This window comes from Microcoleus sp. Pol12A5 (assembly GCF_036701435.1).
GTDB lineage: Bacteria > Cyanobacteriota > Cyanobacteriia > Cyanobacteriales > Microcoleaceae > Microcoleus.
The window spans coordinates 19,983-45,372 of record NZ_JAUBQU010000049.1; the positions used below are offsets into that span (position 1 = coordinate 19,983).

The following is a 25,390-nucleotide window of genomic DNA, read 5'->3' on the forward strand; positions in this document are numbered from 1 at the left end:
GAAGTACAGATGCTGGGGTACAGGAAACGGCCGCGTGTCCTGTGCCCCTACTGTATTTCATAGAATTGAAAACTAAACTACGATAAAAGTCGAAAAATACACAAATTCACCAATATATTTAAGTTTTCCAGGACTTAGGCTAGTTGTGAGGTGCGCGGTGCGCCCCCTACTCATTAGTAGATTCACGACTCCAAAATTAGCTGCACTTGCCCCAAAACAGCAGGACAAACCCCGATTCAATCTTCATCCGCTCCCCCCTCAACCCACACCGGCGCCGAACTCAAAATGCCGCGCAGCCCCCGTATCGGTTTGCTGACTTTGATGCCGTAGCGAGTAATCTCAAGTTCTCGCAGAGTTCTCTCGAAATTGCTGACTCGTTTTTTAATTACTCCGATCGCCTTGCGGATTTCTGTCCTGTTGTGCAGTTGGCGTTCCATATAGCGTATAAACAGAAGATTATCCGCCAAATAGCTAATCCCGATCTCGGTCAGCCGAAAATCTCCGCTAATGGCTTCTACCTCATTAATCAAGATAACGGTGACTCCCATATTCTTCAGATACTTACACAAAGCGTGCAAATTGTTCACCAAATCTTGCCCCTGCATCGAAAGCTGATAGCCAGAAATACTGTCAAGCATCACAATCCGCGTCTTTTCCTGCTCCACCTCCTGGCGAACCATACAGGCAAACTGATCTGGCGAGTACAGCAAAGGTTCCACGGGTATCACCGAAAGACTTCCTTGCCCCATCATCGCCCCAACCGGGATGTTAACTGATTCGCAGCGCTGCAGCAGAGTAGAAGTTGACTCCTCAAAAATGTAAACTACCGATCGCTCCCCCCTTCCTGCAGCTTCCTTCATAAACTGAATGCCCACCGTCGTTTTACCAACGCCGCTAGGCCCGCTAATCACCGTCACAGTCCCCCGTTCCAGCCCCCCGTGCAGTAGTTCGTCAATTTGTGGAACCCCAGAAGAAATTGCTTCAGCCACAAAATCCTGTTGATAGTTGTCCGGCAGCAGTCGCGGATATACCTCCATACCAGCCTGAGTCAGGCGCAGCGAATGGCGGCCGCTGCGGAAGTTGGAGCCTCGCAGCTTGGTGACAGAGAGGGCGCGTCCTTCTGTCAATAGTTCTAAATAAATTACTCCGTCGCTGATGAATTGCAAATCGTCGTCGGGAGAACTTGATGTGCCTTCGGAGGTGAACACCACCGTCGCCCCCCCTTCCACCAAAAACCGCAGAAAAGACAAAACTTGCTTGCGAAACTGAAACTCATCTGCCGCTAAGTAGCGAAATTGAGTGATTGCGTCCAAAAACACCCGTTGTGGCTTGACAGCTTGGACTCGCTCGATAATCTTTTGTGTAGTCGGTTCTCGCTCAACCTCGGAGGGGGAGAAAATGTCATAAGTCTGAACTTCTGTAAAGAATTCTGACGATGGACTCAAATCCAGGAACGCCATCGCTTCCATATCAAAACCGAGACTTGCGGCATTGGCCCGCAATTGCGCTTCCGGTTCTCCTAAAGTAATAAACAGGGGGGTTTCTCCCAGAGCCACACCTGCTGCCAAAAAGTGAAAGCCCAGTGTAGTCTTGCCAGTACCCGGGCCGCCGCGCACCAGATAAGAGCGTTGAGAAATTAGGCCGCCGCCAATCACTTCGTTGAGACCGGTAATTCCCAGAGAAATTCGGTTTTGAGACATTTGTTTTTTCATGTTTTGAATATCGGGCCCGTATTAATATTTAATGGTTTTAGGCAGTGTTTTGATAATTTTTTTTACCGGGCGTCTGATAACCTTCATGAAATCTTTTTCTACCGAAAATTACGTAAGCATACAAGAATTAGAAAGTATTGTCGGGGCTGCTGGCATCTGTCGCTGGCAAGATACAGAGCCATTTTGGCAAGAACGGGTAGAAAAAGCAGTTGCCCCGGACACGAAAATAGATTGTACCGTTTACCCGAATACTCAGGAAGAACTGGCGGCTGTTATTGCTTGGGCGCAGCAACATCGCTGTGCAGTCTTGCCTTGTGGCAGCGGCAGCAAACTTGATTGGGGCGGTTTAGTCAAGGGAGTCAAAATTGCCGTGAGCACCGCGCGGCTGAACCGGCTTGTAGAACACGCTGTGGGCGATTTAACCGTAACTGCAGAAGCGGGAATGAAGTTTGCGGATTTGCAGGAAATTTTAGCCGCAGCAGGTCAATTTTTGCCGATCGATCCAGCATATCCGCAAGAGGCAACTTTGGGCGGCATTGTCGCTACTGCTGATGCGGGTTCCTTGCGCCATCGCTATCGGGGGGTGCGCGATTTGCTGTTGGGAATTACCTTTGTGCGATCGGACGGTAAAATTGCGGTAGCCGGGGGTCGAGTTGTTAAAAATGTCGCCGGCTACGACTTGATGAAACTGCTTACTGGTGCTTACGGCACCTTGGGCGTCATTTCTCAAGTAACTTTCCGAGTTTATCCGCTGCCTGAATCATCGGGAACCGTAGTGCTGACAGGGGAAATAAATGCTTTGTCCCAAACGGCTCAAATCTTATTATCCTCTGCTTTGACACCAAGTGCCGTTGATTTGCTCTCACCTGAATTAGTTGCAAAATTAGGCTTAGGAAAGGGCACGGGATTAATCGTCAGATTTCAAAGTATCGCAGAAAGTGTTAAACAACAATCAGCCCGCTTACTGGAAGTTGCCGAAAAGTTGGGTTTGCAAGGCAGTAGCTGCTGCGAAAATGATGAGCATCAGTTATGGCAAAGATTGCCAGAAACAATGCGGGATTCTGCCACAAAGTCGGCAATTATTTGCAAAATAGGAATCCGACCGTCGGAAGCTGTAACGGCAATTAACGAATTGCCCGTACAGGACGCTTGGATTCATGCAGGCAGCGGTTTGGGGGTTTTGCGGTTTGAGACTGCGACGGCCCAAACGCTGTTGCAGGTACGCAGAGGGTGCGAAGCTAAAGGCGGTTTTCTGACTGTTTTAGCAGCGCCGACCGACATCAAGCAACAGTTAGATGTTTGGGGCTATACTGGAAGTGCGATCGATTTAATGGCCCGGATTAAACAGCAGTTTGACCCGGAAAATCTTTTGAGTCCCCATCGTTTTATAAGCGGTATTTAGTTTAAAGTTTGTAGTCAGGACTTGATTCGTTCAGGACTTCTGTAAAAAGTGGTTTTACACGCTACTTATAGCGGCAAATTTCGCGCTGCAAACCTACATATAAAGGTTCAGGATAAATTCCATTAAGCTGACTAAAGTCCTTGCTACGAAGAAAAACAATTAGGTAATATATATATGCAAACTTCCGAAAAATCTCCAGTTCCCAGCGACGATTTTAAACCAGCCAAAGAAAGTAATTTTTTAGCACAAAATCCCCACTTACAAACCCTGGAAATCCCCGGTTTCGACGCCAACAATCCGCCAGATCCAAAATTAATCGATACTTGCGTACACTGCGGCTTTTGCTTGTCCACTTGTCCGAGTTATCGCGTACTCGGCAAAGAAATGGATTCCCCCAGAGGTCGCATTTATTTAATGGACGCAATTAACGAAGGCGACGCACCTTTAAACGCAGCCACCTCACAGCATTTCGATACTTGTTTGGGCTGTTTAGCCTGCGTTACAGCTTGTCCGTCGGGAGTTCAATATGACAAATTAATTTCCGCCACTCGCCACCAAGTTACTAGAAATCAGGAACGCACTTTTTCCGACAATGTAATTCGCACTCTGATTTTTAATCTCTTCCCTTATCCTCACAGATTGCGGCCTTTGCTTGTACCCCTGTTTATTTATCAAAAATTAGGACTGCCAAAACTTGTTCGCAAAACAGGTTTACTGAAAAAAGTCTTTCCCCGCTTGGCGGCGATGGAATCAATTTTGCCGAAAGTTACTGTCGATTCTTTCCGGGATAATTTACCAGAAGTAATTCCGGCACAAGGGGAGAAACGCTATCGAGTCGGCGTGATTTTAGGCTGCGTGCAGCGGCTGTTATTTTCGCCGGTTAATGAAGCTACGGTGAGAGTTTTGACGGCTAACGGTTGCGAGGTTGTGATTCCGAAAAGTCAGGGATGCTGTGCTGCTTTGCCGGAACACCAAGGGCAAGCGGAACAGGCGAAAGCTTTGGCAAGACAAATGATTGATAGCTTTGAAAATACTGGCGTTGATTTTGTGATTATCAACGCTGCTGGGTGCGGTCATACTTTGAAAGAATACGGTCACATTTTAGCAGATGACCCGCAATATCGGGAGAAAGCTGAGAAATTTGCTGCTAATGTTAAGGACGTGCAAGAGTTTTTGGCAAGTGCGGGAATTACGGCCAAACTCAATCCTTTGATTGAGGGAGATTTGACAATTGTTTATCAGGATGCTTGTCATTTGTTGCACGGGCAAAAGATTAGTTTGCAGCCGCGTCAGTTGCTGCAACAAATTCCTGGTGTCAAGTTAAAAGAACCTGTGGATGGGGCTTTGTGCTGCGGGAGTGCCGGGGTTTACAATATGCTTCAGCCGGAGATTGCTGATGAATTAGGAGTCCAAAAGGTGGAGAATTTGCTGAATACTGGCGCGGAGTTGATTGCTTCTTCTAATCCGGGTTGTTCTTTGCAGATTAAGAAGCATTTGGAGTTGCAGGGAAAGGAAGTTACTTTGATGCACCCCATTGAGCTTTTGGATTATTCGATTCGGGGCGTGAAGTTGCTGAGGAAGTAGTTTTGTAGGGCGGGTGGTGTCCGCCCTATTTTCGATGCGCTCTTTTGTGAATGAGATTTTTTTTAATGAATTGCATGAATTCACAGGCGGGGCGCCGGTTCCACAGAGGAGCGTCGGGTGAAGAGTTCCAAATTTCTCGCCCTGACGGCGAACTGTTTGCAAGTTAGGAGGAGGTTTCTCGCAGGTTGGAACAAGCCGAACAGCGGGCAGAACAAGCCCAACAGCGGGCTGCTGTACTGGCAGAAAGACTGCGAGCGATGGGAATTGACCCGGAACAATTGTAAACTAGATGGGGGAAAGACCGATCGCACTTTTAAATTTTAGCAAAAGTGCGATCGGCATAATAACTAATGACTAATAACTAATGACTAATGACTAATGACTGATCACTAATGACTATTTCCCCTCTTCTAACCTTAAAAAATGCACCTGTCCCGAAGCTTCCGCCGCCACAATTGTCACCCCATCAGGTGCAATAGCGCAAGCTTTCAAAGCACTATCTCCCCTGAAACTAGCAATTACTTCTCGAGTTAACAAATCCCAAACTTTGAGAGTATTATCGTCGGAAACAGAAATTGCCTTTGTTCCCATAGTCGCCACAGATGTTACCGCATCAGCATGACCTGTCAAAGTAAAAACTTCTTTTCTACTTGACAAATCCCAAACTTTCAAATTGTGTTCCCGCCCGCCAGAAATTGCCCATTTGCCGTCCGCTGTAACTGCGACAGCATTCACAAAACTCTCATGACCTTTGAGAGTGAAAAGTAGATTTTTGACGGCTAAATTCCATAAATTTGTCAAAATATTCTTTTCTTTCCCCAAACTCCAAACTTTCAGAGTTTGGTCGCCGGAAGCCGAAATTACCCGATTGCTGTCGGGAGTAACTGCCACCGCTTTTATCCCGTCTTCATGACCTGAAAAAGTAAAAAGTTTCTCTCCTGTTTCTAGATTCCAAACTTTAATAGTTTTGTCTGCCGAACCGGAAATCGCCATCGTTCCGTCTGCCGTCACTGCCACAGAATTTACCCAGTCTGTATGACCAGTGAAAGTAAAGATTTCTTTTCTGGTTTCTAGATCCCAAACTTTCACAGTTTTGTCGCCGGAACCCGAAACTACTCGCTTGCTATCCGGTGTTATTGCGATCGCTTTTACCCAATCTTGATGTCCCGAAATAGTAAAAATTTCCTGTCCGTTTTTGAGATTCCATCCTTTAATGCTGTTGTCTCCTGAACCGGAAATCGCTTTCGTACCGTCCGCCGTCACTGCTACAGCATTTACCCAGTCATCGTGACGTGCAAAGGATACATTTTCTTTGCCTCTTTCTAAGTGCCAAACTTTGAGAGTTTTGTCAGAGGAACCAGAAACTATCCGCTTGCCGTCGGGGGTAACAGCCACAGCATTCACTGGGGCGATGTGATTGGTAAAAGTGAAAAGTTCTTCTTTTGTTTCCAGATTCCAAACTTTGAGCGTTTTGTCGCCGGAAGCCGAAATTACCCGTTTACCGTCGGGACTGACTGCCACAGCTTGAACGAAACTGCTGTGTTTTCCTAAAGTGAAAAGTTGCTTTCTTTCTGACAAACTCCAGACTTGAACAGTTCCGTCGTAACTGCCGGAAATTATTTGTTCGCCGTCGGGAGTAACTGCTACACTTTTTACCCAGTCTTCATGACCCGTGAGAGTAAAAAGTTCTTTTCCAGTTTCTAGGTTCCAGACTTTCATGCTGTTGTCTCCGGACCCGGAAATCAACCGTTTGCTATCAGGAGTTACTGCTACTGACTGGACAAAACTGCTATGACCTTTGAAGTTAAAAATTACTTCCCTAGTTGTCAAATCCCAAACTTTAATACTGCCATCCCAAGAACCTGAAATTACTCGCTTGCCGTCGGGAGTTACTGCTACTGCTTCTACGGCAAAAGTATCGCCTGCAAAGGTAAATATTTCTCTCCCAGTTTCTAAATCCCAAATTTTAATGGTATTGTCCCAAGAACCGGAAATTACTTTAGTGCCGTCGGGGGTGACAGCTACAGCATTGACGTAGGTAAGATGACCTTTGAGGGTGGAAAGTTCTTCTCCTGTTTCTAAGTGCCAAATTTTGAGATTGTGGTCGGAGGACGCAGAAATTGCCCGCTTGCCGTCGGGGGTAATTGCTACAGCTTGTACCCAGTCTGTATGTCCGGTGAGGGTACGCAGCAATCGCCCGCCAGGAGGAGTAAAGCTGGGCGTTAGCGGTCGCAGCCAGGGGGATGTTTGGTGTTGTGCCTGTGCTAGCAGTGCTTGAATTTCTGGACTTTCAAAGCACATCAAGCGGGCTATTAGTTGGGTGGCTAGTTGGCTTTTATCTGTGGCTAGAATGTGGGCAGACAGCCGAATTGCTTCTTGGATTAATTTGAGTTGGTCGGCTTTTTGGTCTGAGATAATAATATCGGGAGTTGTTGCTAAATCGTAATCTTCTATTAGCGCCTGTACTCCCGATGCTGACAGCTTGGCTTTAATAAAATTGTAATCTGTTAGTAAGCTGTATAATTTTTCGGAGTCTGAAGTCGCTGCTAGCTGACTTGGCAGGATTCCCAGGTAGTGCCTCTGTTCTGCGGGCTGCATTTTATCCAGCCCTTGTTTAAACTCGGTCATAAATTTACGGATGTGTTTTTAAAATGTATGCGATCGCTAGCTGCACCCTACCGAAAAGCCGATCGAGAATCTTTTCTCTTGACTTAGCATGACATATTTGAATGCTATGTGCTACGGGCTTGCTGTCCTCGGTTTGGTGATGGTTCGATGAATTGCTGGTTTTTTAGTCGAAGTCTGCTTTGAGAATTTTCAAGCAGTGCGATTACAATAAATCGCCGCCAATATCATTCGACTCAGCAACGCCCAATTTACCGATCGATCGATAAAAGTTCGCATATATCGTTGTTTTTCTTAACATACCTGGTATTTGGGCGACGATGGTCGATCGATCGACACTGTCAAAGCTAAAAAATTTCAGGTATCGCAATCCTATTTAATGTGCGAAAAAGACTTTTTATAACGAAATATGATGGCGGATGCTCTAATTTTCTGTCAAGTCGGCCGCATCAGCAAGGCAGATGTCCCCCTGGTTGGGTTTTGTACCTCAACAGTATCTGCAATCTGTTTCGCCCACAGCTCTCAGAAAGCTTTGCAGGTGCGCCCCCTTCCTCTAAAATATAGAAAAGGACTTGCACTCTTAAACCGGGTTTCTAAACAAAATCATTGGTTTGACCGCTAGGTACGCAGGAAGAAACCGGATTTCTGACTCCAGAGCGCGCAAGTCACGATCGCAAATAAAGCAGTATTGACTTTAGAGACAAATTTCATGGATGTTATCGAGTTTTTCGAGTTAAGTGCAGGCAAATGGTTTTCCCAGCGTACCGTACACAATCTCCATTCTGGCGAATTGCAGGCGGGTAAATCCGACCTCAAAATAGAAATACTGACAGCTAGCGATGCAGCAGTCGTCAAACTTTGCCAACAACACTCGATTAACCCGGCTTCAACTGGGCTAAAGGGTGTTCGGATTAGTTGGGACGGTATTCCCGATCGCGACAAAGCTAAACAAATCGGTTCTACAATACTAGCGATCGTACCAAATCCCGACAATCCCAGCGAAGGCAAAGTGTTGCAAGACAAGGGTAACGGCCGCTACGTGATGGGCGACGACGTGCTGACATTGATTACAGAATCAGACACCCTCCATGCCGAAGAAAGGCTGTGGTATCTCATGCCCAACCTGCGGCTGCGGACTAGCATTGTTAAGCAAGCTAACGGTACCGAACAAGCATCTTTTTGTTCGGAGATTCGGATGGGAGGAAGTCCGAAAAATTAACTCTCACAAACAACTATGTAATTCCCAAACATTACACCACTTCCACAAAAAAATGCAACTGTAGGCAGCTCCAAATCACGAGCTTAATCAGTCATTCCTAATTCTTTTATCGACAATCGAAAAGGATATTACACCCTATTTCTGCTTTCTCCCTTCTTTCTTCTGCCTTCTCTGGCAATCGCTTTTAACTTGGTATGAAAATCAGTGTGTTTGACAACAGGGAATGATTTTGCCACAGGTTTGTCCGCTAATTTGTGCTCGGCTTCGGCTCGATCCGCGAGGGCGGTAACAGCCACATCTTCATATACTACAAATTCTGTATTTTCTTTTGTGCGATCGTCGGCGGCAGGTAATTTTCCTGTTTCCTCTGCCTCTGTGTTTGGGACTTCTGCATGAAGCCCCACATCAAGTTGCGCCTCTGACGGCCCACGCAAATCTAACTCTGCGACAGTTACTTCCGATTCCGGGTTGGATAAAAGTATATCTTCCGGTGACAGTTGAGCAGCACTTTCCCCGGTTAAATTTTGAGGAAAATTATTGCATACCAAGCGTTCAAACTCGCGATTGAAATGATAGAGAGGTTGACCTATCCGATGCCACATACTCAATAGCTGTCCCACAGACACAGCCTTGTAGCGGCCTTGATAAAGGGCTTCAACCACTGCTAAACGCAACCAATAGCCGGGATACTTGGTCAGCCATTCACCCGCCAATTTCTCGGCTTTTTTGCCACCTAGGTCAAAACCGTAGTGAACCAGCAGAGCCGCTGCTTGTGCAGATATTGCCGTCACTTCTGTCATTTGTTGTCTGTTGACTGTTGACTGTTATCTGTTGACTGTTATCTGTTGACTGTTGTCTTTTGGTTCCAATTACCCAATTACCAATTCCCCATTACCTATTACCAACGCCCAATTAGCCAATTGAATTAATCGGATAAACGCACGCCTCCTTCTACAGTTCGCGCGTCCCCGGAAAAAGGTTCGGGAGTCCCATTCCAGTTGAAGTCGCTAACTCTAAAAGTCAGGCTGCCGACTTGACGCTCAGGATTAAAACGCAAAATGATTGCGTAGCTGCGGCGACTGTATTCTAAAGTGTAATTCGTACTGATAGTTTCCCCGCTTTCTAAATTAATAGCACTTTGAAATCCAACTCGAAACCCTCCGTAAACTTGCTGGACAAGCCCAAAAGACAGGACTCTCAAATCTACTAAGCGATCGAATAAAAACGGCGATATACCGTCGCGCCCCACCTGGGTATAAGTCACGTTAAACCCAGTGTAATCGAGGAAAGGGCGGGAGAAATGACCGAACTGCCCTTGAATGCCGACACTGCCAGCGAGCGAATTTTGTCTGTCGCCACTGCTGTAATAAGTGCCAACTCCCCGGAGTCCCAAGGCCAGTTGCAAGAAAGGAACCACCGGCGTCCGCGTATACCTCAAACCCTGGGTGGGAGTGCGGGGCAGCGGTTCGCCCTCCCACAAGTTGAAGCCGCGACTCAAGGCGAAGCTGACTTGGGCGCGGCCGAGATCGATGCGGTTATTTTCGCGCACTGGTTCGAGCAAGTCTGCTCGATCGGTGTCAGCATTGATAAATTGATACCCTGCTTGGTAGCTGAGATTGATGCCAGTGCTTCCGAGTTGGATGACTGGGGAAGTCAGGACTGCCCCGAGGCTGCTCTGCACGGTTTGATAGCCCAGAGAACCGTTAAACAGCCGATCGCGATAACTGTATTCTGCTGCCAGAGAGTGAGTGCCGATCAACTGTCGGAGGCGCAAATTGCCCCGAAAGCTGTTTTCCGGCAAATTCGGGAAATCTTCCAAACTCAGAAATATTGCCGATCCGTCCAGGCTGGTGCGCGGGCCGAGACTAGCGCGTAACCTCGCTTTCAGCCCGTAGCTGTCGGGAGAAAACGGATTACCGCCGTTCTCTGCCACAACCCGCTGCAGGTAAATTTGGGGTGTCAGGGTTAGCCGCACCGGCCCGTTTTGCAACACCTCAAAACCGCACTCGGCATACAAACCGCCTCTGTCGCCCCCGTCGTAGCCAAAAGTCAAACACGGGCCGTTTTGCTGCCGGCTGTCAAACACTTGCCTGCGGGGATACACGGGTATTTTCACCCGGTTGTCGAACACCAAGCGGGGTTTAGTTGTGACCAATTCCTCTGCGGTGGGCGAAATCCTTCTAATCGTCGCCCTCCGGGCCCTGTATTCAAATTCCGGCGGGGAAAACGGGTCGTTAGTAAGCCGAATGTTGGTTGCTACCCTCGCGCCGTCTGGCAGCAGTTCGATGCGTTCTGCTTCAAAGCGGACGCGGTTGACCGCACCAGTAACTTGGGGGGCTGCTAGCTGTCCGCCGCCGCCGATAGTCACTGTAGCAGCGCCGGGGGATTTTACTCCGCGCAGGGGCTGCTGGCTGGTAATTCGATCGCTCAGCGGCTGTTCCAGAATCGTCCCGGCACTGATATCTGTGGGCAGTGTGGGAGTCAATTCGGTACCTGCTGCGGGCAGGAATATTTCGCCCCTTGCTTGTTCGACTGCGCCGCTGTTGAGGCCGAGATTGAACTCCATCTGCTGGCCGCGCACTACTTGTTGGCCGCGGGTATAGGCGACATTGCCGGATGCTACCACTTGGCGGGTGACTAAGTTGACGATCGCTCGATCGGCATCAATCACAGTTTGCCGGAACCGCACAACGACATTACCAACCGCCGTGACAATTTGCTGCTTGTCGTCGAATTCTTGGCTGTCAGCCTTAACTTCAATAGTATCGGCCGGAGTTACCGGAAAAGGTACAGTCCGCCCAGAAGGGGGGGTGCGGACTCCCGGCCGGGCGGCTGGTTTAGGTTTCGGTGTCGGCGCAGCGGGTGTTCTGGGTGCGGGGGCAGTTCCTGGTGTGGGAATGTCAAACTGCTGTTGCCCGCTGGGTGCTGGTTCCGGGGCGGGTTCTGGAACGGGAATCTCCGCAGGTTCGGGAGAGTTATTTTCTAACTGCCGGCCTTGGGCCTGATACCAACTTTCCTGCTTTCCGACAACATTCCTCTCCTGTTGTTTCTGCGCCTCTGCGGTTCGTTTTCGATTGCGAATGGCAATAGCATTTTCTACCGAACCCAATTGGTAAGCCGTAAACGAGGAATCTTTTGGAGTTTCCGCAGTTTGGGGTTCTACCACAGGATCCCGACGCTGAAATCCCACCACTGCCTCGCCGCTTTCCACTGCTGCTAGGGGGTCGGCGATTGCTGGAGGCTGGTCGGTGGCCGGAGTAGTGCCGAGGAGTGTGGCTGCGGCTTCTGCTGGGGCTGGTGTGGGTTGTGGCTGAACGATATCTGGGCTTGGTTCCGGTATTTCTGCGGGGTTGCTGCGGGTGTCTCCATCGCCGGCCGCGACAGTGAGGGCGACTTTTTTTGGCTTTGCGATGTAGATGATGCCAGGGGGTTCTGGCGGCGGTACCGGATAGGGCATAGTTACAACAGGTAAGTCATCCGATTTTAGATTTTAGATTTTAGATTTTATAGGGTGCAAATTATTGAAAATTTTTGCATCTAAAAGGCAACTGTTTAGAGATTAATCTGACATCTAAAATTTGCAGTGGTTTTGGCGCGCCGGAATATGGCTGCTTTGAGAACTTGCTTCCGCCACAAGATAACCTCGCTGCTGGTGCGAGGTCAAGTTTTGTTCGACTAATTTTTGCGGGATTGTCGGCTGTTGCAGGGGCTGCGGTGACGCGCCCCCAGCAAGCGGCCGGAATAACTTGTTTATTCCATGTCTCTGCGGTTGGGGTTCCGGGCCGGGTCATTGGACAAAAATCCAAATATGAACAGGGAAACAAAAAATAAAACAACTACATTAACTACGATTTTGAGGGTTAGCACTGTGGGAGTCTCCAAAGATGGCATAATACTGAGCTGATTTGCTGCTGTTGCAGCAACTTTTTTATCATAAGCTAAAGATTAGTCAATTTTATCTTTGCTTTTGAGGATTTTTGGCAAGTTGATTTTTGCCCAATTCCAGAGTTGCTCGGCGATGTTTTCTAGCCGCAGCATAACTCGATCGAGCCATTCGAGCACTTGTTCTAGGGGGTGCTTAATGTATCCCATCGATTCAGCTTTTGTTTCTAAGTATTCGCCGTCCGGTGGGACGCCTGCGCTGGGATTTTTGGGTTCAGCAGCAGCGCGGTTTGCGGGAGTTGCGGGGGTGTATCTGCTAGTTTGCGCGGTGATTGCTGCTGGGGATTGGTGGTTTTGTGCGGTGTTCGGGTTTGTGTTTTTTGGCACTTGGGTTTCCGGCGCGCGCCCTGGGGTTGATTCTGCTGCTAGTGCAGAGCTATTTTTTTGAGTAACTGCTAAATCAGATAAATCAGATGCTGTTTGGGGTTGACTTGTTGGGCTTTTTGCGACGAGCAAGCTCTGTTTTAGCTGCCCCAGCAGGCGGTGAAGTGCTTCGGGGTAAGGGGATATGGAGACTGCGGTCGATCGACCTTCGGGCAATTCTCCTAATTCGGCAATTTCATGCTTGACTTTTGGGCGGGTTTGTGATACTACGCTTTGAACGACTGCCTCTGGTTCGGAACTGCCGTCTATTAAATGCGGAGGTGCTGCTTCCCCGAATAAGTCTTGCCAGTTGAGCCAAGGCCGATCGACCTCTGGGCTATTTTGTGTGTTTTCTAGTTCTTGTCGCTGTTTCAAATAATACTGAATTGCGACTGATTTCTCCGTATTATCACTTGCTGCCGTTTCTTTGCCCAAAAGGTGGTCTACTGACGACCAAATCATTTGTTCTATGTTGCGAGCGTATTTTTCGAGGATGTCGCGGGCTGACAATTCTACATTGGCGTCTGTGCCGGATGTATTAAGTTTGACTCCGGGGGCTTCTGTGGGTGCGGCGGTTGTTTTTGCCGATGGCGGCAGGGTTAATTCCTCAATGTTGACGGCGGCGCGATCGAGTAATGTAAAAAAGGAGAGAGGAGTAGGGGGTCGATCGAACTTGCTGTTAAAATTAGTTTCTAGTTTTGGGGTATTGTGGTCGATCGAATTCGATGCCGCAATTGACTGCTGTGCGGTTTTTGCTTCGATCTGGGCGCGGGCTTTTTGGACTAGGATGGCATTGCGGTCGATCGATTTTTTAACTGCGAGGATTGATTCTCCAAACTGATTTCTTTTCAGAGCAACCGGACTCGTCTGAAGCCATGCCATCAATTCCCAAAAACGACGCACCGGCGGCAACTGCGCTTTTTTGGCCGCTGATTCCAAACCGAGATTAAATTTTAATTCTTTTTGGGTAATTTCCCGCCGTTCGGGCCCGCAGTTGGCTACTTCCCAAGTTATGCGACCTTCGAGCAGTTCCTGCTGTTCGGGTGTCAAAATATCTAATATCTGATTTTCTTTTCCGACCAATACTAAAGTGCGGGCTGGGATAAAACTGGCAATTCCCTCAACTTTCGGTTGCGGTTTTAATTCAGTTTTAGCCAGCGGGTGTTCTAAGACGGAAGTTGTTTGATGCTTTGTGATTTGTCCGCTAAAATTGATTGCCGGATGTAAATCGCTAGCAGTATTTCCCTGATTAATTAACAGCGGGAAGCTGGCTACAGTTTTCGCAGTTTGCGAGGATGTTAGTAAATTTTCGGCTAGGTGTAAAATTTCGGCGAGCGAACTTTCCTCGGAAGTTTCCCCCTGATACCAATTTTGTGGCAAATCGGCATTTTCGTCCCCGCCAAATTCTTGCAATTCCGGTAAATCTACTTTTTGACTTGATTCCCGCAACTGTCGGCCTAGCAGTCGGGAACTTTGCACCAGCAAATAAGCTGGATAAAGCAGAATTTGGGTGGCGGTGAGAGTTGTTTCTTTAATTTGACGCCAAGTTCGATCGCAATTGTCAGCGAGTTGGCGGGACTGTTTCGATATAAAATTTAATAGTCGGCTTTGGTATGGGCCGTAGTAACCGTTGGACATAAGTTTTATTCTTGAATTCAGATTTTTGATTCGCGCTGGAATAGCTGAATATTGCTGTAAAATCAAAGCGAGATCTTAATCGCAGCTTCAAACCCTCTGAAACCTTTATTTCTTCGCGTCCTTTGCGTCGGGGCGGTTCAATCCAATTTTTGATTAATACACAATTCCTATTTTAGCGAAATATGAGCGCTTCTGTGTCACCTGCTAGCAACAATATTTCTGCCACTGTCGAGAAGTTGCGCCGCCTCAGCCAAGTGGAGGTTCAGTCTGGTTGGAGGTACTGCGATTCTGACTCGGCTGTCTCTTCGGTAAATATTTGTAACAGCCCTGTTGCTGAACTTAACAGCAAAGGACATATTGCTTGGCCGTCTGGGAAGCAAGTTTTGTATTTAGGCCAGCAATTTGTAATTCCTGACAATTTGTACGGCTATCCTGTGGTTGGTTTGCGGTTGCTGCTGGGCTTGACTTGGTGGGCAGAAGATGCTCAAATTTTTGTCAACGGCGAGTTAGTCGGACAGGGAGATTTATTTGATTTTGCCGATCGAGTTTTGTTGAGTTCGTCGGCCAATCCCGGAGATGAATTTTTAGTAATTTTGCGGTTGGTAAGTCCGGGTCACGATAAAGGTGCTTTAGTGCGATCGATTTGTTTGTATGAAGCTGCTGACTCTTCTTGTTTCGATCCGGGTTTTGTGGCTGCCGAATTAGAGATTTTGCAAAATTCGTTAACTCACAATTTAGAAAATCTAAATTCCCAATACCTCTCCACCAAAACAATAGCAAATCGCCCCATGTTTGTCAAGGGGGAAACGCTCAAATCTGAGATTGATTTGGCGATGGATTTAATTGATTGGTCGGCGGTGGGCGATCGCGAAAAGTTCGATCGCTCCCTGTCTGTTTTGCGGCACAATTTACTGGGATATCTGTGGGCTTTTTCTGGGGATTTAGATGAGGGAACCGCAGAGTCCGCAGAGGCCACAGAGGGAGGAAGAAAAGAGGAAGTTTCGGAGGTTGGAGAAAATGGCAATTCTACATCTATATATATAGGAGAAAGTAAAGAGCTAACCTCTATACATACAGGTAAAATCTATTTGCTGGGTCACGCTCATTTAGACTTAGCTTGGCTGTGGCCTGTCCCGGAAACTTGGGAAGCGGCAAAGCGAACTTTTGAGTCGGTATTGAAATTGCAATCGGAGTTTCCCGATTTAATTTTCTGTCATTCAACTCCCGCACTTTATGCTTGGATGGAAGAACATCGCCCGGACTTATTTGCTGCGATTAAAAAACAGGTGGCGGCCGGTTGTTGGGAAGTTGTCGGCGGGATGTGGGTAGAACCGGATTTAAACTTGATTTCCGCTGAATCAATGCTGCGGCAAGTTTTTTACGGACAGCGTTACGCAAAAGAAAAATTTGGGGAATTGATGCGGGTGGCTTGGCTACCGGATACTTTCGGTTTTGGGTGGCAATTACCTCAGATTTTGCGGCAAGGCGGAGTTGACTATTTTGTGACGCAAAAGTTGCGTTGGAACGATACAACGGAATTTCCCCACGGTGCGTTTTGGTGGGAAGGGTTGGACGGTACGAAAATATTTAGCATGATGTCTCCTCCAATTGGCGAAAGTATAGAATCTGTGAAAATGGCAAGTTATGCTTTTGACTGGCAAGCTAAAACTAATTTGCAAGATGCTCTTTGGTTGCCTGGGGTTGGCGACCACGGCGGTGGCCCGACTCGTGATATGTTGGAGGTGGCGAAACGCTGGAAAATGTCGCCTTTTTTCCCAAGGTTGGAGTTTGCGAAAGCGGTTGATTATTTGTCTTTGATTGAGAGTCAGTTTTTGCCGGAAGTTGCGACAACTAGGCCAGAAAGTGAGGCTTCAGAATCCGAAAATCAGGAGAATTTGGGGGCGCTAGAATTTTCAAACTTGTCGGCAATGAAGGATGCAACTCCTCCCATCTCACAACTCAAAACTATTCCCCGCACTCTCCCCATTTGGAAAGACGAACTTTACTTAGAATTCCACCGGGGTTGCTACACGACTCGCGCCGACCAAAAACGCCAAAACCGTCGCTGCGAAGAATTGCTCTACCAAGCGGAGTTGTTGTCTTCGCTGGCAACGATTGGTACTGGTGCGGTTTATCCGAAATCCGAGTTAGAATCTGCTTGGAAACAGATTTTGTTTAACCAGTTTCACGATATTTTGCCCGGTTCTGCGATCGCCCAAGTCTACGCCGATGCTAATCTAGCCTTTACCGAGGTCGATCGCACTTGTCGCGAAATCCTGTTAAAATCTTTGGATGCAATCTCGGCTAAAATTTCTCTGCCGAATCCTCCGCAGCCCGACGCTCAACCGATTTTGATTTTCAATACTCTCAATTGGTCGCGCTCTGAGGTTGTCGCTGTACCGCTTCCCGATGCTGCTGATTCAGCTTGGCAAATTTACGACTTGTCCCGACGGCGACTGGCTTCGCAGATTGTCAGGGGCGATCGACTCGAATCGGAATCTAAACTATTATTCTGGGCAAATAATCTCCCTGCCGTTGGCTACCAGGTGTTTTGGCTGTGTCGCGAAGACGCTCAAACTGTGGATAATGCGTCCGCGAGTCCAGAAACTGAAAAAAAGACAGAGTTATCAAAACTTACATACGGTATAGCACAAAAAAACACAGTTAGTCAAGAAACGCCTTTTGCCGCCGCACAAATGGTTTTAGAAAATGAATTTATTCGGGCAACAATAGACGGACAAACCGGGGATTTATCCAGCATTTGGGATAAAGTAAATAACCGAGAAGTCCTGAATGCAGCAGGCGGCAATCAACTGCAAGCATTTCAAGACAGCGGTCAATATTGGGATGCTTGGAACATTGACCCAAATTATGAAAAACATCAACTACCAGCGCCGATACTGAAAGATATTTCCTGGATAGCACAGGGAGAAATACGGCAGAGTTTGCGCGTAGTCCGACAAATTGGCAAATCGGAGTTTTGCCAAGATTATATAGTAGAAATAGGTTCGCCGCTGCTGAAAATCAAGACAGTGGCAGATTGGCAAGAAAAGCACGTTTTAGTAAAAGCAGCCTTTGGGTTAAATGTAGAAGCAGATTTTGCAACTTGCGAAATTCCCGGCGGTGCGATCGCACGCACAACCAAGCCGCAAACAGCCGCCGAAAAAGCCAAATGGGAAGTGCCGATTTTGCGCTGGACTGATATCAGCAATGACGGTTTTGGAGTGAGTTTGCTCAATGATTGCAAATACGGTTGTGACCTTCAACCGAATCGCATTCGGCTGACTTTGCTTCGCGCCTCGACTTGGCCGGATGAACAAGCAGATGTAGGAGTTTCCGAATTTACTTGTGCAGTTTATCCCCACAGCGGAAATTGGCAGGAGGCAGGTACGGTTCGACAGGGGTACGAATTGAATTTACCACTGCTAGTAAAGGTGGTACCCAAGTTAGAGGAAAATAGCCACAAGACTCTGCCCGCAGTTGGCAAGTTTTTGGATTTGTCCGCCGAAAATTTAGTGCTGATGGCTTTCAAACAATCGGAAGACGATTCTAATGTCTGGATTTTGCGGTGTTGCGAGTGTCATGGTGAAGAGGCGAAGTTGGAATTCAAGAGCGATTTTGGTTTGGCGATTAGCCAGCCTGTCGATTTATTAGAACAACCCATAAATTTGCCTCAGAAGTCAGACGATGGGAGAAGTTTCAGAATATCACCGTGGAAAATAGCGAGTTTTGCAGTCAATTTATCCTAAATAGTCGTGGACGCATCAACTAATTATGTAAGGTAGGCAGCGTGCACCCTACCACTACCAATTGAGAATAGTACCCATCGCAAATTTATCCAACCTTTTGAGACTTTGCGAACTTAGTGCGAACAAAATTTGCCAATCGGCGCCAATTAGCCCTCACAACTTTCTTCTGATCTATAATATGCAAAATCGCGAACGCTAAAAATGTGTACGCCAGCCAAAAATGCAAACTCCTAGCCATATCAACTATTGCGGAATTGTGGGGAAACATATCCGGCAAAACAATTCCGAAAAATTTCACATTGTTACTTTTGTAAGAGTTAGAAAGCAAGAAACCAGCAACCGGAACTAGCAACATAAAAACGTACAAACTTGCGTGCAGAGCAAAATTTTTGTACCATTCCTTTGTAAACTTTGGCAGGCGTTTCGTATATTTTTTCCACCATACCCGCAGCAGAGTTAAAATCCGCCAAGTCAGTAAAGCCATTGTCAGCACTCCTACGGATTTGTGAAAATCGTAAAGGGGGCCTCGAATAAACAATTGTCCTGGCAATCGAGCCATAGAAATACCGCCAATAAACAGCACTAAATAGCAACCTGACATTACCCAGTGTAAGGACATCAGTTGTTTGAACGCAGAATTAAGTCTGGGTTTCGCAGCGGGTTGGGTACTCACTCTTCCTTACCTCCTTAGCGTTTGCTGGACAAGATTAAGTATAAACTATCGGACTAAAGCCCGTAGCACATTGTGCATTATAAGATTTACTTAACTTACTTATTACAAATATTTATTAAGTCGAATTCACTAGACCTCTTGCCAAAAAAATATATGTTATAATTAAAGTCTTTAAATTTAATCGCCTAGAGCTAACTCATAATTGTAAATTGCTGACAACAAATTATAATGCAAACCATAACGGCGACGACGATTCCGATAACGACTCGACTAAATGAGAGAAAATTTTGAGAGTCCGATTAACGTGTTCAATTCCCTATTCTTTTCTGGGCTAGAGTTAGATTAAAGTTTTTTGCTAAGAGAGCAGGCTGCCCATTTTTAGGTTTATTTCTGGGAATATAACTATTCTGCCGATCGTCCTTTATGCCTTATAGCCACTATCTTGTAAGGTATCTGTTGCGGGATGAAAATGATTTTTTCTTTTTTAAACAACCTGAAATCGTGGCAACGCCCTGTCCAAAAGCAGTGCAAATAATCTCTTTGGTTTCTAGAGAAATTAATAATTTAAGTTTTTAGAGTCTGCTGCTTTTTATTGAGTGAATAACATTTTATCTGTTTATTTTTGGGTTTTTCAATAGCTGTTTTCGTGACATCCATCACCGCGACTTTTGGATAATCAGAATTTTTGAGTAATGCTTTTTTCCCCGGAATCCGGAACTTTCTTGTTTTCATTAAAGTTGATTCGATGTTAGTTACAAGCGGGCAAATAGTTGATTCAGACGCTCCCCAACTTGTCCCAATATGAAAATATGTTCGATATTCTTGCTAATATTCCAAGGGGACTAAGACTTGTTCTTGAGTTAGAATAGTGCGGCGTCCTCTTATGTATTTATAATTTTCTAACCTGAAGTTATCTAATGCATTAACCATTGCTTTTAAGGTGGGTATTTTGATACCAAATCTACGTTTAAATTCATGAGGTTTCAAATTTAGATAAAATTGATTTTTTATAAGTTAGTTATTGTGTAACTAAAAACAGGACTTTTTAGCATTTTATCTTGTTTATAGCAAAAATTTGTGAAAATTAAGTTAGGCGCTGGGATTTGATCGAGTAAAGCAAAACTTCTTATCTTATCATTAAATTATTTTAAGGTCTATTGTAGGAGGATTATAGGGTTATGATTATAGCCTTTTAGTACAGCCAAAAATAAGCTATGGCTAAAGTAACGAAAGTCAGTGGCAGCCCGAACCGCAAATGTTCTTTAAAAGTCAGCCGATCGCCTGATTTTCCTGCAACCTCAGCTACAATCAAATTAGCCACGGAACCCAACAAAGTTAAATTCCCCGCCAGAGTAGAACCCGCCGCCAACAACAGCCAAGCTTGTGTATCTGTTTTGACAATCACCGATTGCAGAACTAACACCGCGGGTACATTAGAAATTAAGTTAGAAAGAATTACCGTTACTCCTAACAAACTCAGCGGTGTATTAGTCAAATTAGTTAAATTGTCCAACAAACCCAGTTGTTGAGTGGCTTTAGTCAGCACAAACAATCCCCCAAACATTACTAGCAAATTCCAATCGACGCCCTGCAAGAGGCGATCGGACTTGACGCGCCTAGTAATTAACAATATACTGGCAGCTATCCAGGCAGATTCTGCTAAAGGTGCTCCCGCCAAAAAAGCTACTAAAAGTCCTGCTGTCACCCACAAACTTTTTGCTAGTAAAGGCTTGAACAATCGATACCTGACTTGAGTAACCTCCGGCAAAGATTTACAAGAACGCACTTCTGGATAAAGGAACCACAGCCAAGCTACTTGAACCAGCAAACAAATTAAAGCGACTGGGGCTAGAGAGGTGGCAAATTCCCAATAACTAATTCCCGAAAAAGAACCGACGAGAATATTTTGCGGATTCCCACTCACCGTCGCCACCGAACCTAAATTAGTACCTCCGGCTAAAGCCAAAAGATAAGGGATAGGATTGAGAGACAAAGAGCGAGTCAGACTCAGTGTTAAAGGAGCCAGCAAAATAGCAGTAGTGTCGTTAAGAAAAAATGCCGATAGAATGCCGCTGCCAAAAGTAACGGCTACTATAAGGCCGAAAGGAGAACGAGTAAAGCGAGTTAAAAACTCCAAAGCGAGTTGAAAAAACCCCGATGCTCCCAAAGCGGAATTAACGATCATCATTCCGAGCAAAAAAACGATCGTATTGGGGTCGATAGCCTCCCAAGCAGTTTTCAGGTCGAGTATCCCCAAAGCCACCGCAAAAGCTGACCCGATAATTGCAACCGCCGCCCGGTTCACCCGCAGCCCCGGCAAATATCCCAAACCGAATCCCAAGTAGGTCAGTCCCAATACTAGGTATTTGAGTGTTATCATATATACTTAAAATTATTGATTGCCGATTTTTTTATTGTCTAGGATGCTAAAAGTACAGACTGGGTAATTGCAGCTAAACCTGCTGGCATTGCAACTAGCGGGAAATATTGCCGAGAGACGGTCTACCCACTACAAACAAAGTGGTTGCATGGGAAAGCGAAAACCAGCACACTGGACAAGTTGTAATTTTGTTACAACTTGTAACTTTTTTCAAACAACAGGTTTAATTTAGTTTCACAAGAAAGTTAAATTCCAGAAAGTAAAATTAATTACAGTCGAGTTAAGCCAAAAGTGTTTGCTAAAAAATTTAATTCAAGCAACCCAGAAACCAACAATTCTCACTTGACCCGCACTGACGGCGAGCTCGCAGCAGCAAAACAGTCGTGCAGCAAACAAGTCGAACAGGATTGGTATAAAACTCTCTACGACAATTTTCCGGGCATTTACTTTGTTCTAGACGCTTTGGGAAGAGTTTTTTCTCTCAATCAATTCGGCGAGGCGAGACTAGCCTACAAATCGCAGGAATTAATTTGTCATTCAATTTTTAACATATTTTCCTGCCAATATCAAGGAAAAATGCAAAGTGAATTTGCCGGATTGGCACAGCAGGAAAACGGTAAGCAAACTCCAAAAGTTGCCTGTTGGGAAGGCTGCTTGACTTGCAAAGACGGCAGGATTATCTGGGTAAAAGCAACCGCGCGGGCAATGCCTGCGGTAGATTGGAAAATAGAGGAAAACACTAATGGTCGCTCGCTTGCCAATTTCCAACGGCCGGCTGTACTGTTAGTTTGCGAAGAAATTAAGGCTGCTTCGCAGTCACCCACGTCGCCCAACCAGAGAGGAAATTGGCGCAGTCCAACTTTAGCGATCGCAAAATTAGCCAAAAGTCAACTTAAAGAACGCCACAATATAGAAGAATTCATCCGTGAAGTAACAGAAACCGCTGTCAGTATTGTCAACTGCGATCGAGCCAGTATTTGGCTGTATGGCGAAGACAAGACGCAGCTTCACTGCATCGACCTTTACGAAAAAAATACTAAACTCCATTCCGTACAAATCATTATCACAGCAGCCGACTGTCCGGGATATTTTCAAGCTTTAAAATCTGCAAGTGCGATCGCTACTGTGGCAGCAGAAAATGACCCCAGAACGCGAGAACTTGTCGGTCTTTATTTACTCGATCAGGGCACGACTTCCCTGTTAAACGTACCGATTGTGCTAGCAGGTCAAAGGTTGGGAATAGTCAGCGCCGAACGCCAGGGTTCCGACGGTGATTGGACAGAAGAAGAACACGAATTTACCCAAATATTAGCAGATTTTGTATCCTCAAGTTTGTCAGCTAGCGAAAAGTTAAAATTACAAGCAATCCGGCACGAACAGCAGCAAAACTTGCTGACCCAATACTACGATCAACTAGAAGAAAGAGTAGAAAGACGCACTGCTGAACTCAAAAAAGCTAACCAAAAACTGCAAAAAGAAATAATTAAAAGAAAACAAGCAGAAGCCGAACTCCGCCTGCAGCAACAAGAACAGCAAATTATTTTTGATTCCGTGCCGGCGATGATTTGGCTCAAAGATACCGAAAGTCGCCTGCTGCGAATTAATCAAGCCGCCGCTGCATCGAGAGGTTTGCCCCCAGCTCAATTAGAAGGTAAATCTTTTTATGAAATCTATCCAGACGAAGCAGAGCAATATTATTTAGAAGATTTGGAAGTAATCAATTCTGGCGTTCCCAAGCAGGGCCAAGTCGAACTGCTACCAACAGTTTCTGGTCAAAAATGCTGGGTGCGGACAGATAAAATACCTTACCGCGATGAAACAGGTAAAGTCGCTGGTGTAATCGTGTTTGCAGTAGATATTACTGACTTAATTAAAGTCGAAAAAGAACTGCGAGAATATCGCGATCGCCTCGCAGAAAAAGTCGAAAAACGTACTGCTATGTACAGGCAAGCTATGACCGCTTTGTACTCTGCCAATACGCAACTGCAACAGCTAATTAACAACAGCTATTCGAGCGAAAATGGCAGCAGCTACTCAGCAGCGCGTTTGCTCGAATGCGAAGCTTATTTTGAAGCAGTGGCCGTGGCTGACCGCGACACAATTTTGAGCGTCAGCAGTAATTTTGCCCAACTTTTCGGTTACGAACCTGCGGAAATGGTGGGAATGAGCTTGCTGGAATTACTGTCGCCGAAATCATACAAACAGGCGCCGCAAATGATTTCTGCTGCCAGCAATACAGTCTGTGAAACTATTTTTCTTAAGCGAGATGGAACTGCTTTTCCTGCTGACGTTCGCAGCAAATTCGTATTTTGGGAAGGTCGTTTAGTACAGGTGAAAGCAGTCCGAGACCTCACAGAGCGGAAATTGACCGCAGCAGAATTAGAGCGTTCGCGGTCTTTGCTGCACGCTACCTTAGAAGCAACGGCAGACGGCATTCTCGCCGTTACTACCGCCGGAGAAATGATTAGTTATAACGAAAAGTTAGTTCAAATGTGGGGAATTTATGAAGAAGTGAGAAACTCAATGGATAGAACGGTGCGACTGGCATTTCTCACTAAGCAAGTTAAAGATCCGAGAGCTTTTTTGCAGAGAGTTAAAGAATTTTATAGTGATACGGAGTCGGAAGGTTGCGATATTCTAGAATTTAAAGACGGTCGCACTTTTGAGCGCTACACGCAGCCGATTCGAGTCGGACAAAATATTATTGGCAGGGTGTGGCGCTTCCGCGATATTACATCTCGCGAAAAGGTGACGGCAATGTTGGGAGATTCTCAAAGGCGCTTTCGGGCAATTTTTGATTCTTCTTTCCAATTTGTGAGCTTATTGAAACCGGACGGCACTCTGCTGGAAGCTAACCAAACTTCTCTGGATTTTGCGGGAATTAAGCTGCGGGATGTGGCCAATAAACCGTTTTGGCTATTGCCTTGGTGGGGAGATTCTGAGGAAGTTCAGGAACAATTGCAAGAGGCGATTTCTCGATCGGCAAGAGGTGAATTTGTCCGCTATGAAGTGGAAGTTCAAGGCGTAAATCGGACGGCAACTGTTGATTTTTCTCTCAAACCGGTGGCGGATGAAACGGGCAAAATAGTATTGTTGCTGCCGGAAGGTCGGGACATTACTAAAAGTAAGCAAGCCCAAGTCGCGCTGCGGCAACAAATAGAACGGGAACGCCTGATCGGGCAGATTCAATCGCGAATCCGTTCTTCTCTGGATCTCCAAGATATTCTCAACACTACAGTAGCGGAAGTTCGGGAGTTTTTGGCAACCGATCGCGTGCTGGTTTTCCGCTTCCGACCCGACTGGAACGGAGATGTGGTGGTGGAGTCGGTTGCAGAAGGATGGATTCCACTCAAGGGGATGGGAATTGACGATTGCTGTTTTGCCAATACTTACATCGGACAGTATTTAAAGGGTCGCATTCGCGCCATAGAGGATATTCATGCTTCTAATTTGAGCGAGTGTCACCTTAATTTTTTGGAGACGTGTCAGGTGAAGGCAAATTTAGTGGTGCCGATTGTCCAGCAGGGAATAGAACCGAGGGAAGGTAACAGTTCTTGTCAAGTGCCGAAGTTGTGGGGTTTGCTGATTGCCCACCACTGTTCGGCACCCCGCCAGTGGCAGCAGTTTGATGTGGATTTGCTGAGTCAGTTGGGTACTCAAGTTGCGATCGCGATCGAACAATCTTTACTTTACCAGCAGCTAGCTGCGGCCAACCAGCGGTTGGACGGGTTGGCGAATTTGGACAGTCTGACTCAACTAGCTAACCGCCGCCGTTTTGACGAGGTGATCAACCGAGAATGGGAGCAGTCGAGCTCTTCGGAACCGCTATCTTTGATTATGTGCGACATTGACTGTTTTAAACTTTACAACGACAATTACGGCCATCAAGCCGGGGATGCTTGTTTGCAGCAAGTGGCGCGGGCGATCGGGGATGCTTGCACAAACGCACCCGCAGAACGCCTCTATTTGGCTGCTAGGTACGGCGGCGAGGAATTTGGGGTAATTTTGCCAAATACGGATATCGTGGCTGCACAGGCTGTTGCTGAGGGAATCCGCAGCCGCGTCAAAGCCTTAGCAATTCCCCACATTAAGTCTGTTGTCAG

General features: G+C 46.4%; 14 protein-coding genes and 1 pseudogene. 5 read left to right on the forward strand and 10 right to left on the reverse strand.

Features of this window, described 5'->3' with window-relative positions; genetic code table 11:
• Nucleotides 1-236: 236 nt before the first annotated feature.
• Complete coding sequence (locus tag QUA45_RS14970) at nucleotides 237-1,700, reverse strand: ATPase domain-containing protein (RefSeq protein ID WP_333099848.1); 1,464 nt, start codon at nucleotides 1,698-1,700, stop codon at nucleotides 237-239.
• A gap of 97 nt (nucleotides 1,701-1,797) precedes the next feature.
• Between QUA45_RS14970 and QUA45_RS14975 the strand changes: the two genes are divergently transcribed.
• Together QUA45_RS14975 and QUA45_RS14980 are read left to right on the forward strand one after the other, a co-directional pair.
• Nucleotides 1,798-3,114: an FAD-binding oxidoreductase gene (locus QUA45_RS14975; RefSeq protein ID WP_333221333.1), complete on the forward strand. Its 1,317-nt coding sequence runs from the start codon at nucleotides 1,798-1,800 to the stop codon at nucleotides 3,112-3,114.
• A gap of 174 nt (nucleotides 3,115-3,288) precedes the next feature.
• Nucleotides 3,289-4,698, forward strand: coding sequence for a heterodisulfide reductase-related iron-sulfur binding cluster (locus tag QUA45_RS14980; RefSeq protein ID WP_333221334.1), 1,410 nt, complete (start codon nucleotides 3,289-3,291; stop codon nucleotides 4,696-4,698).
• A gap of 396 nt (nucleotides 4,699-5,094) precedes the next feature.
• Here the strand turns inward: QUA45_RS14980 and QUA45_RS14985 are convergent, their stop codons facing one another.
• Together QUA45_RS14985 and QUA45_RS14990 are read right to left on the reverse strand one after the other, a co-directional pair.
• The gene (locus QUA45_RS14985; protein ID WP_333099851.1) at nucleotides 5,095-7,326 is read right to left on the reverse strand and encodes a hypothetical protein; all 2,232 of its coding nucleotides are present in this window, start codon (nucleotides 7,324-7,326) and stop codon (nucleotides 5,095-5,097) included.
• A 202-nt stretch (nucleotides 7,327-7,528) separates the two neighbouring features.
• On the reverse strand, nucleotides 7,529-7,693 hold the full coding sequence (locus QUA45_RS14990; RefSeq protein WP_333099852.1) for a hypothetical protein: 165 nt from the start codon (nucleotides 7,691-7,693) through the stop codon (nucleotides 7,529-7,531).
• 339 nt (nucleotides 7,694-8,032) lie between these two features.
• On the opposite strand from QUA45_RS14990, the gene QUA45_RS14995 reads away from it, so the two are divergent.
• On the forward strand, nucleotides 8,033-8,542 hold the full coding sequence (locus QUA45_RS14995) for a phycobiliprotein lyase (protein ID WP_333099853.1): 510 nt from the start codon (nucleotides 8,033-8,035) through the stop codon (nucleotides 8,540-8,542).
• A gap of 128 nt (nucleotides 8,543-8,670) precedes the next feature.
• Here QUA45_RS14995 and QUA45_RS15000 read toward each other — a convergent pair whose 3' ends face one another.
• The 4 genes from QUA45_RS15000 to QUA45_RS15015 form a co-directional block, all read right to left on the reverse strand.
• A complete protein-coding gene (locus QUA45_RS15000) occupies nucleotides 8,671-9,342 on the reverse strand; it encodes a hypothetical protein (RefSeq protein WP_333221335.1) in 672 nt (223 codons plus the stop codon).
• 125 nt (nucleotides 9,343-9,467) lie between these two features.
• Entirely contained in the window at nucleotides 9,468-11,999 is a 2,532-nt protein-coding gene (locus QUA45_RS15005; protein WP_333221337.1) for a DUF3769 domain-containing protein, read from the reverse strand.
• 293 nt (nucleotides 12,000-12,292) lie between these two features.
• Nucleotides 12,293-12,409 carry a photosystem II reaction center protein I gene (locus QUA45_RS15010; protein ID WP_039887172.1) on the reverse strand — a complete coding sequence of 39 codons (117 nt, stop codon included), beginning with the start codon at nucleotides 12,407-12,409 and terminating at the stop codon, nucleotides 12,293-12,295.
• 78 nt (nucleotides 12,410-12,487) lie between these two features.
• Complete coding sequence (locus QUA45_RS15015; RefSeq protein WP_333221338.1) at nucleotides 12,488-14,485, reverse strand: hypothetical protein; 1,998 nt, start codon at nucleotides 14,483-14,485, stop codon at nucleotides 12,488-12,490.
• A 182-nt stretch (nucleotides 14,486-14,667) separates the two neighbouring features.
• Here QUA45_RS15015 and QUA45_RS15020 point away from each other — a divergent pair, with 182 nt between their 5' ends.
• On the forward strand, nucleotides 14,668-18,234 hold the full coding sequence (locus QUA45_RS15020) for an alpha-mannosidase (RefSeq protein WP_333221340.1): 3,567 nt from the start codon (nucleotides 14,668-14,670) through the stop codon (nucleotides 18,232-18,234).
• A gap of 85 nt (nucleotides 18,235-18,319) precedes the next feature.
• Here the strand turns inward: QUA45_RS15020 and QUA45_RS15025 are convergent, their stop codons facing one another.
• The 3 genes and pseudogenes from QUA45_RS15025 to QUA45_RS15035 all read right to left on the reverse strand — a co-directional run bounded on the left by QUA45_RS15025 (nucleotide 18,320) and on the right by QUA45_RS15035 (nucleotide 21,287).
• Nucleotides 18,320-18,907 (reverse strand): cytochrome b, encoded by a 588-nt coding sequence (locus QUA45_RS15025; protein ID WP_333099857.1) that lies wholly within the window; start codon nucleotides 18,905-18,907, stop codon nucleotides 18,320-18,322.
• A gap of 177 nt (nucleotides 18,908-19,084) precedes the next feature.
• Nucleotides 19,085-19,918, reverse strand: a pseudogene (locus QUA45_RS15030) (transposase family protein).
• Between the two features lie 181 nt (nucleotides 19,919-20,099).
• Nucleotides 20,100-21,287, reverse strand: coding sequence for an anion transporter (locus QUA45_RS15035; RefSeq protein WP_333221342.1), 1,188 nt, complete (start codon nucleotides 21,285-21,287; stop codon nucleotides 20,100-20,102).
• 291 nt (nucleotides 21,288-21,578) lie between these two features.
• On the opposite strand from QUA45_RS15035, the gene QUA45_RS15040 reads away from it, so the two are divergent.
• A partial coding sequence (locus QUA45_RS15040; RefSeq protein ID WP_333221344.1) for a PAS domain S-box protein occupies nucleotides 21,579-25,390 on the forward strand: 3,812 nt, incomplete at its 3' end.

Coding starts and splice junctions, on each gene's coding strand:
- QUA45_RS14970 (WP_333099848.1), bottom strand. CDS start 1,700: ATGTCTCAAAACCGAATTTCTCTGGGAATTACCGGTCTCAACGAAGTG.
- QUA45_RS14975 (WP_333221333.1), top strand. CDS start 1,798: ATGAAATCTTTTTCTACCGAAAATTACGTAAGCATACAAGAATTAGAA.
- QUA45_RS14980 (WP_333221334.1), top strand. CDS start 3,289: ATGCAAACTTCCGAAAAATCTCCAGTTCCCAGCGACGATTTTAAACCA.
- QUA45_RS14985 (WP_333099851.1), bottom strand. CDS start 7,326: ATGACCGAGTTTAAACAAGGGCTGGATAAAATGCAGCCCGCAGAACAG.
- QUA45_RS14995 (WP_333099853.1), top strand. CDS start 8,033: ATGGATGTTATCGAGTTTTTCGAGTTAAGTGCAGGCAAATGGTTTTCC.
- QUA45_RS15000 (WP_333221335.1), bottom strand. CDS start 9,342: ATGACAGAAGTGACGGCAATATCTGCACAAGCAGCGGCTCTGCTGGTT.
- QUA45_RS15005 (WP_333221337.1), bottom strand. CDS start 11,999: ATGCCCTATCCGGTACCGCCGCCAGAACCCCCTGGCATCATCTACATC.
- QUA45_RS15015 (WP_333221338.1), bottom strand. CDS start 14,485: ATGTCCAACGGTTACTACGGCCCATACCAAAGCCGACTATTAAATTTT.
- QUA45_RS15020 (WP_333221340.1), top strand. CDS start 14,668: ATGAGCGCTTCTGTGTCACCTGCTAGCAACAATATTTCTGCCACTGTC.
- QUA45_RS15035 (WP_333221342.1), bottom strand. CDS start 21,287: ATGATAACACTCAAATACCTAGTATTGGGACTGACCTACTTGGGATTC.